This is a genomic window from Streptomyces odonnellii, from assembly GCF_000981895.1.
GTDB classification, from domain to species: domain Bacteria; phylum Actinomycetota; class Actinomycetes; order Streptomycetales; family Streptomycetaceae; genus Streptomyces; species Streptomyces odonnellii.
Genome location: NZ_LATD01000460.1, coordinates 1 through 7,904, shown reverse-complemented (window position 1 = coordinate 7,904; position 7,904 = coordinate 1). Strand labels below are relative to the sequence as shown.

Genomic DNA, 7,904 nt, shown 5'->3' with positions numbered 1-7,904 from the left:
GGCCGGGGCGGACGAGGCGGGTGCGTACGAGGGGGGCGGTGGTACGGAATCGGGCGGGGCCACCGTCACGGGCACCGGGGGCTCGTCCGCCTCCGCCTGCGCCCTGCGCCGGTCCAGCCGCTCTCCCATCCGGGTCAGTCCCGTGCCCATCTGGCTGAGCCACGCCGGCACTCTCGACATGATGGTTCCTCTTTCCCCCGTCCTTCTCCGCACTCACTCCCCCGGAACTGTTCGAATCGACCGTACACGGGTGAAGCCCCCCACCGTAGGGACGGCGGGGGGCTTCGGAAGGTTGAGCGCCTGGAGCCTGTGTGTCTCAGCGGCTACCGGGGCCGGGCACGCGCTGGTGCCGGAAGAGGACCGGTACTAGTACCAGTTGTTGGCCTGCCAGAACGACCAGGCGCCACAGGGGCTGTCGTACCGGTCGTTCATGTAGTTCAGGCCCCACTTGATCTGGGTGGCCGGGTTGGTCTGCCAGTCGGCGCCCGCCGAGGACATCTTGGAGCCGGGCAGCGCCTGGACCAGTCCGTACGCACCGGAGGACGGATTCTGCGCCTGGTAGTTCCAGCCCGACTCGTGGTCCACGATGTTGCTGAAGCACTGGAACTGGTCGGCGGGGATCATCTGCCGTGCGATCGCCTGGACCTGGGACACGGTGTACGAACTCTGCGCCGCGAAGGACGAGGCGGACCGCACCTCGTCACGGCTGGCACGCTCGGCGGCCTCCTTGGCCTCCCGCTCGCGCTCGGCCTTCTCCTCGGCGGCTTCCTTCTTCGCCTTGGCGTCCTTGGCCGCCTGGATACGGGCGGCTTCCTCCGCGGACTTCTTGGCGCTCGCGTCGGCCTCCGCGGCCATCACATCGGCCTGCTGGGTCAGCGACGCGGTCTGCACCTGCGCCTGCTGGCCCGCGGGGATGTCCGCGAGGAGCGTCAGGTCGGCTGCTGCTGTCTCGAAGTCGTTGTCCGAGACCTGGGGGTCGCCCGAGGCGACACCCACCACTGCGCCGACGGTGGTGACCGCGGTGGCCGAAGCCACGGCGAACCCCCGGACCGAGATCCGGCTCACACGGTGTCCTTCCAGCAACGCCCGCATCGGTGACCCCGCGGACGCGATCGTGCCCCTGGCACTGGCCTCCGCACTACTGGGTCACGGGAGACACGGGCCCGGTGGACAACCCCCTCACAGGGACTGCCGCATGGTGCACGGGCGGCATACGGCGGCAGTTGTTGAGTTGTGTGGTGCCGCACCACTGGGGGTGCGCGTGTGCCGCATGCGGGGCCTGACGGAAGCAAGACTCTGCCGGAAGGCAACGCCGTAGGGCAATTCTTCGTTGCGTGGGAAAGCTCACACCCCGTTTGGCCCGGGAGAAAAAGGAAAGAGCCGCGGCACACAACGCCGCCCGGCTAAGCTGCTGTGCTCATGCCGGGCGGCCAAGTGCGGCGATTGCACCCTAGGGCCTCTCATTTGGGTCTTGCTGGGCTCGCGTGCCCTGGCACCGCGCCTCGCGGCGTTGTCGTCAGTCGCCTACTCCCCCACAGCCTTAAGGGCGTGGGAGGTACCCCCTCCGCGTGGGCTCCCTCCTCCGCCTTGCGATACACGGCACCAACACCGACATCAGCCGCTCCCGCGGCGGGCGCTCCCTGATCCAGCCAGACCCAAACGAAAGACCCTAGATCTGACCGTCCTCCAACATTTCGGTCACCAGCGCGGCGATCTGGGAGCGCTCGGAGCGGGTCAGGGTGACATGCGCGAAAAGCGGATGACCCTTGAGTTTCTCCACGACGGCGACAATTCCGTCGTACCGCCCCACCCTCAAGTTGTCGCGCTGCGCGACATCATGAGTCAGCACCACCCGGGAGTTCGCCCCGATACGGGACAGAACGGTCAACAGGACATTCCGCTCCAGCGACTGCGCCTCGTCGACGATCACGAACGCGTCGTGCAGCGACCGCCCGCGGATATGGGTGAGCGGCAGCACTTCGAGCATGCCGCGCCCCAGCACCTCCTCGATCACCTCGCGGCCCGCGACCGCGGAGAGCGTGTCGAAGACCGCCTGCGCCCAGGGACTCATCTTCTCGGCCTCGGTGCCGGGCAGATAGCCCAGCTCCTGCCCGCCCACCGCGTACAGCGGCCGGAACACCATCACCTTCTGGTGCTGCCGGCGCTCCAGGACCGCTTCCAGTCCCGCGCACAGGGCCAGCGCCGACTTGCCGGTGCCGGCCCGGCCGCCCATCGACACGATGCCGATGTCGGGGTCGAGGAGGAGATCGAGGGCGATGCGCTGCTCGGCGCTGCGGCCGTGGATCCCGAAGGCCTCCCGGTCGCCGCGTACGAGCCGTACATTGCCCTCCGCGGTGACCCGCCCGAGCGCCTTGCCGCGCTCGGACTGAAGGACCAGCCCGGTGTGCACGGGCAGTTCGCTCGCCTCGGGGACATAGAGCGACTCCTCGGTGAAGAGGAGGTCGACCTGGTCCGCGCCGAGCGTCAGCTCACTCATCCCCGTCCAGCCCGAGGAGTCCGTGATGGCCAGCTCGGCGCGGTACTCCTCGGCGAGGAGACCGACCGACGACGCCTTGATCCGCAGCGGCAGGTCCTTGGAGACGACCGTCACGTCGTACCCCTCGGCCTGGAGGTTCCGTGCGACCGCGAGGATCCGCGAGTCGTTGTCGCCCAACCGGAAGCCGGCGGGCAGGATCCCGGGGTCGGAGTGGTTGAGCTCGACACGCATCGTGCCGCCCAGCTCGCCCAGTGGGATCGGGGCGTCGAGGCGGCCGTACCTGACCCGGAAGTCATCGAGCAGGCGCAGGACCTGCCGGGCGAAATAGCCCAGCTCCGGATGGTGCCTCTTGGCCTCCAACTCCGTGATCACCACGATCGGCAGCACAACCTCGTGCTCGTCGAAGCGGGACATGGCGTTCGGATCGGCCAGCAGGACGCTGGTGTCGAGAACGTAGGTGCGCCGGTCGGGCATGCGGCGCTTTGTGCTGGTCACCACGGAAGGACGTACCCCCTCGAATGAGGTCGGGGTGCGACGGCGTCGCGGGCGGGTGGGCCGGACTCGGACCCCATGCGCGGGCCGGACTCCGGCCCTCCATGTCGCCCGTACGTTCAACCGCACGGTCGTCCTGGTGCAAAGGGCCTCCCGGGCGGACGGCCCCATGCCGTCCGCTGAGACGCGATGTCCGCTGACCTGGCTTTTGGACATCGACCTGGGGGAGGTATTCCCTCGAACACGCGCCGCCATGCCATGGCATATGACGGACGGTGGATGAACCACAGGTGAAGGGGGTACGGAGGGGCTGTACGGAGGTGTCATCGGACGCTTGCGAAGCACTCCCGGCGGGCTACCCCGAGACGTCCCGGCGGCCGTGCCCGGGCCGCCCGGAGCGGGGGTCAGGCTCCGTAGCGGCGGTGGCGCGCCGCGTAGTCACGCAGGGCGCGCAGGAAGTCGACCTTGCGGAAGGCGGGCCAGAAGACCTCGCAGAAGTAGTACTCCGAATGGGCGCTCTGCCAGAGCATGAAGCCGGAGAGGCGCTGTTCTCCGCTGGTACGGATGACCAGGTCGGGGTCGGGCTGGCCGCGGGTGTAGAGGTGGGACGAGATCAGATCGGTGTCGACGATGTCGGCCAGTTCCTCGAAGGTGGTGCCCTTGTTCGCGTGGTCCGTCAGCAGGGAGCGGACCGCGTCCGCGATCTCCTGCCGGCCGCCGTACCCCACGGCGACATTGACGAGTATGCCCTCGTTGCCGAGGGTGGCCTGTTCCGCTTCCTTGAGGACGGTCTGCGTACGGCCGGGCAGCAGGTCGAGCGTGCCGACATGGTGGACCCGCCAGCGGCCGTCGGCCGCCAGATCGCGGACGGCGTCCTCGATGATGCCGACCAGCGGGATCAGCTCGTCCTCGGGGCGGTCGAGATTGTCGGTGGACAGCAGCCAGAGCGTGACGACTTCGACATTGGTCTCGGAGCACCAGCCGAGCAGCTCCTGGATCTTGCCGGCTCCGGCCTTGTGCCCCTGCTCCGCCGTACCGCCCGAGGCCCTGGCCCAGCGGCGGTTGCCGTCGAGGATGACTCCGATGTGCTTGGGCACCTGGGAATGGTCGAGACGGCCTTCCACCCGGCGTGCGTAGAGCCTGTACACCAGGTCGCGCAAGTTCACTGAGTCCACCCTCTCGATTCCAAGGGGCTCGATTCCATGGGGACCGGCGCGTCCCCCGGCGGGACGGCACATCCGCCGGACGGGAACTGGGGGCCGGTCCAGGCACCCCGGAGCCGTCACACTACTGCGCGGGCCCCATGGTCACCCAACCCGGTATGTCACAAGTCCGTGATAAGGAATGAACCATGACTGATTTTCCCTCTTACCTCGCCGCCGACGGCCGGTACGACTCCATGGAGTACCGCCGCACCGGGCGCAGCGGCCTGAAACTGCCCGCCGTCTCGCTCGGCCTCTGGCACAACTTCGGCGACGACCGGACGCTCGATTCGCAGCGCGCGATCCTGCGCCGCGCCTTCGATCTCGGCGTCACGCACTTCGACCTGGCGAACAACTACGGCCCGCCGCCAGGATCCGCGGAGCTGAATTTCGGCAAGATCTTCGCGCAGGACTTCTCGGCCTACCGGGACGAACTCATCATTTCCACCAAGGCCGGATATGAGATGCATCCCGGACCGTACGGTGAATGGGGTTCGCGCAAGTATCTGCTGTCCTCGCTCGACGCCTCGCTGTCGCGCATGGGCCTCGATTACGTCGACATCTTCTACTCGCACCGCTTCGACCCGGACACCCCGCTTGAGGAGACGATGGGGGCGCTGGCCTCCGCCGTGCGGCAGGGCAAGGCGCTGTACGTGGGTGTGTCCTCGTACACCGCGGAGCAGACCGCCGAGGCTGCGCGGCTGCTGAAGGAGATGGGTGTCCCGGCGCTCATCCACCAGCCGTCCTATTCGATGATCAACCGCTGGATCGAGGACGACTCGCTGCTGGACACGCTGGAGACGGCCGGAATGGGCTGCATCTCCTTCGTACCGCTGGCGCAGGGCCTGCTGACGAACAAATATCTGAAGGGCATTCCGGAGGGCTCCCGGGCCACGCAGGGCAAGTCCCTGGACCCGGATCTGCTGTCGGGCGAGGTCGTACGGCGGCTGAACGGGCTGAACGACATCGCGGGCCGCAGGGACCAGTCGCTGGCGCAGCTCGCGCTGAACTGGGTGCTGCGCGATCCGCGGATGACGTCCGCGCTGATCGGGGCGTCGAGTGTGAAGCAGCTCGAGGAGAATGTCGCGGCGCTGGCGGCGGCGCCCCTCACGGCTGATGAGCTGAAGGAGATCGACGACTTCGCGGTGGACACCGCGGGGACGAACATCTGGGCCGGGCGGGGCTGACGGTCCGGGCCGGCTGTCCGGCCCGCTCGGTAGGTCCGGAGGTCCGTCCGGGCCGCTGCGGCGGCGCTCCGGCCGATGGCCTGGCCGTGCGTCTGGTGAACAGATGAAAAACGGGCCGGTCCGTGGGGGGGATACGGACCGGCCCGAGGGGGGGTTTCCACCATAACCCTTCGTAAGGGATGGTGCGCGCCACGACGAGCCGTGATGACGCTCCGAAAGCGGCGACAGACCCTGCGGGGCCCGGGATTCCGGGCGCCACACGGGTTTCGGGGCCGGGCGTGGCGAGTAGTGGCCACGCCGCGCCGTAACCCTCAGGAGCGATGGGCGGGGCCGCGCCTTGACACGGAGCAACGGGGCGCCGGGACGTCGGAAGCCGGGCGCCGGGCGCCACGGTGGTCGTACGGTACGAGGCGCGCCGGGCCCTACGCGGCGGCGAGGCCGCCGAGGAGGAGACCGATCAGGGCTCCGGTGATCATGAAGGGTCCGAACGGGATCGCCGACTTGCGGCTCGCCCTGCGCAGCAGTACCAGCCCGAGCCCGTACACCGCGCCCAGCAGGAATCCGGCGAAGGCCCCGACGAAGAGGACCGGCCAGCCGTACCAGCCGAGGGCGACCCCGAGCGAGAGCGCGAGCTTCACATCGCCGAAGCCCATGCCGTTCGGATTGATCAGGAACAGCAGGAAGTAGCAGGCGCCGAGGGCGAGTCCGCCGAGCAGCGCCACCGTCCAGGAGCCGCCCGCACCGGGGAGCAGCGCGGTGGCGCCGAGCAGGACGGCCGCCGCGGCGGCGAGCGGAAGCGTCAACTGGTCGGGCAGACGGTGGACATGACGGTCCACCAGCGCCAGGACCACGGCGAAGGGCGTGAGCAGCAGCCAGACGGCCAGCTCGGGGCGCGGCCCGGTCGCGGCGGCGAGGGCCGCGCAGGCGAGGGCGGTGAGAAGCGGGAGAAGGACCGAGGGGGCGTAGCGGACGGCGGGTGCGGGCGCGCCGTCGGCCGCCGGTCCTGTGGTGCTCGTACCGCCGTCGACGGTGCTCGTCACGGTGTCGGTGCCGGTGTCCGTACGGGCGGTGGCACCGCGGTCGTCGGCTCCGGCCTCGGCCTCGGTGGTGGGTGCGGGTGCGGCGGCCGTACGGGCGGGGACGCCCGCTTCACAGCTCGCGCAGCGCGTACCGCCGAGCCATCCACGGGCCGGGCCGGTGATCGGGTGCCCGGCCGGGCAGTCCGCGCGCCAGGCCTCCTCCGGCGCGACCGAGAGCCGGTACACGGCACGCGGCAGCAGCAGTCCGGTGGTTGCGCCCCAGAGAACGGCGATGACGATCGGCGTGGCGTACACAGCACCGACCCTAGGCCGCCCCGCACGGGGCGGTCATGGGTCCAGGGGCCCACCGCGGACGCTCCGGGACCCGTACGGCGGGCCCTGGGACCCAGAGAGGGCGGCCAGGGCTTGCGGGGCGGACGGCGGGCGCTACGGTCTACGGCCATGGGCACTTGGCGGAACGGCAAGGGGCGGCTGACGGTCCCGGCGCAGGACGGATCGCGGGACGAGTCGCACGACGACGGATCACGGGGCGGATCGCAGGACGGATCGGTGGATCTGGAGATCGCCGCCTCGTACGGGACACGGCGGCGCGGGCTGCTGGGGCGCGACGGGATCGACGGCGCGCTGCTGATCACCCCGTGCAACAGCGTGCACAGCTTCCGGATGCGGTTCGCGATCGATGTGGCGTACCTGGACAAGGAGTTGACGGTCGTCGACGTCCACACGCTGCGGCCGGGACGGCTCGCCATGCCGCGCTGGAAGGCCCGCCACGTACTGGAGGCGGAGGCGGGCGCGATGGCGCGCTGGGGCCTGCGCCCGGGCACCCGGGTGAGTGTCACGGTCCCTGACCAGGTGTCAGGCAGGTCCAGCAGGTCTAGCTGAGCTTGGTGGCCTGGGCGGTGAGCAGGGCCGGGGGCAGGCCCGGAGTCCTGCCGTCCTCGAAGTTGGCCGTATAGAACGTGGCCACCGTGCCGCCGACCCGTACGAGATGGAACACCAGCGGGACCGGTTCGCCCTCGAAGTCGCCCGTCACCTGGTAGGCGAGCGCGTCGTCACCGGCCTTCACCGGGGGCAGCGGCTTCACTCCGGTGTATGTGGACGGGCCGTCGCCGCCGGTCGCGGTGAAGCCGTCGGCGCAGGCCGTGACGGCGGTGCGGAGGCGGCTCAGCAGGGCGGTCGCGCCTTGCTCGCCATGGGCGGTGAGGAACTCGGAGACGGCCGGGCCGCGTTCCTCCGGGCCGACGAGCTGCCGGTACACGACGGCCTTGGCGAGCGGCTCCGGCCTGCCGTTGATCACGGCGGTGAGGGGCCGGCACTCGGCCTTCGCGGCGCTCTCGCCCCCCGGCGGCGGGCCGGCCATCGGTTCGACCGTGAAGCCGGACACGTCGCCGGTGGCGAGCACCGCCCGGTCCAGCTCGCCCTGGCCGAGCACCCTTCCGTCGCTCGCGCCGACACCGGTGAGACCGGGGCGGGGCGTCGGCTCCCC

7 protein-coding genes and 1 pseudogene are annotated in these 7,904 nt (G+C 70.1%); 2 read left to right on the top strand and 6 right to left on the bottom strand.

Annotation, left to right across the window (positions count from 1 at the left end; all coding sequences use genetic code 11):
• The 4 genes and pseudogenes from WH07_RS40075 to WH07_RS32900 form a co-directional block, all read right to left on the bottom strand.
• Positions 1-180, bottom strand: a pseudogene (locus tag WH07_RS40075) (AI-2E family transporter); the annotation flags it as partial.
• Between the two features lie 186 nt (positions 181-366).
• The gene (locus tag WH07_RS32910) at positions 367-1,065 is read right to left on the bottom strand and encodes an aggregation-promoting factor C-terminal-like domain-containing protein (RefSeq protein ID WP_046508293.1); all 699 of its coding nucleotides are present in this window, start codon (positions 1,063-1,065) and stop codon (positions 367-369) included.
• Positions 1,066-1,669: 604 nt separating this feature from the next.
• Entirely contained in the window at positions 1,670-2,995 is a 1,326-nt protein-coding gene (locus WH07_RS32905) for a PhoH family protein (protein ID WP_079023754.1), read from the bottom strand.
• 398 nt (positions 2,996-3,393) lie between these two features.
• A complete protein-coding gene (locus WH07_RS32900; protein WP_046508289.1) occupies positions 3,394-4,155 on the bottom strand; it encodes an isoprenyl transferase in 762 nt (253 codons plus the stop codon).
• 185 nt (positions 4,156-4,340) lie between these two features.
• On the opposite strand from WH07_RS32900, the gene mgrA reads away from it, so the two are divergent.
• Positions 4,341-5,378: an L-glyceraldehyde 3-phosphate reductase gene (gene mgrA, locus WH07_RS32895; protein ID WP_046508288.1), complete on the top strand. Its 1,038-nt coding sequence runs from the start codon at positions 4,341-4,343 to the stop codon at positions 5,376-5,378.
• A gap of 422 nt (positions 5,379-5,800) precedes the next feature.
• Here mgrA and WH07_RS32890 read toward each other — a convergent pair whose 3' ends face one another.
• Positions 5,801-6,712 (bottom strand): prepilin peptidase, encoded by a 912-nt coding sequence (locus WH07_RS32890; protein WP_046508286.1) that lies wholly within the window; start codon positions 6,710-6,712, stop codon positions 5,801-5,803.
• 147 nt (positions 6,713-6,859) lie between these two features.
• Between WH07_RS32890 and WH07_RS32885 the strand changes: the two genes are divergently transcribed.
• Positions 6,860-7,300 (top strand): DUF192 domain-containing protein, encoded by a 441-nt coding sequence (locus WH07_RS32885; protein ID WP_046508284.1) that lies wholly within the window; start codon positions 6,860-6,862, stop codon positions 7,298-7,300.
• On the opposite strand, the gene WH07_RS36490 is transcribed toward WH07_RS32885, so the two are convergent.
• On the bottom strand, positions 7,293-7,904 hold a 612-nt coding region (locus WH07_RS36490), incomplete at its 5' end, for a hypothetical protein (protein WP_052744638.1). The genes WH07_RS32885 and WH07_RS36490 overlap by 8 nt on opposite strands.

What these genes read in the sequence shown, in the direction of transcription:
- WH07_RS32885 (WP_046508284.1), top strand. Translation starts at nt 6,860, where the DNA reads ATGGGCACTTGGCGGAACGGCAAGGGGCGGCTGACGGTCCCGGCGCAG.
- mgrA (WP_046508288.1), top strand. Translation starts at nt 4,341, where the DNA reads ATGACTGATTTTCCCTCTTACCTCGCCGCCGACGGCCGGTACGACTCC.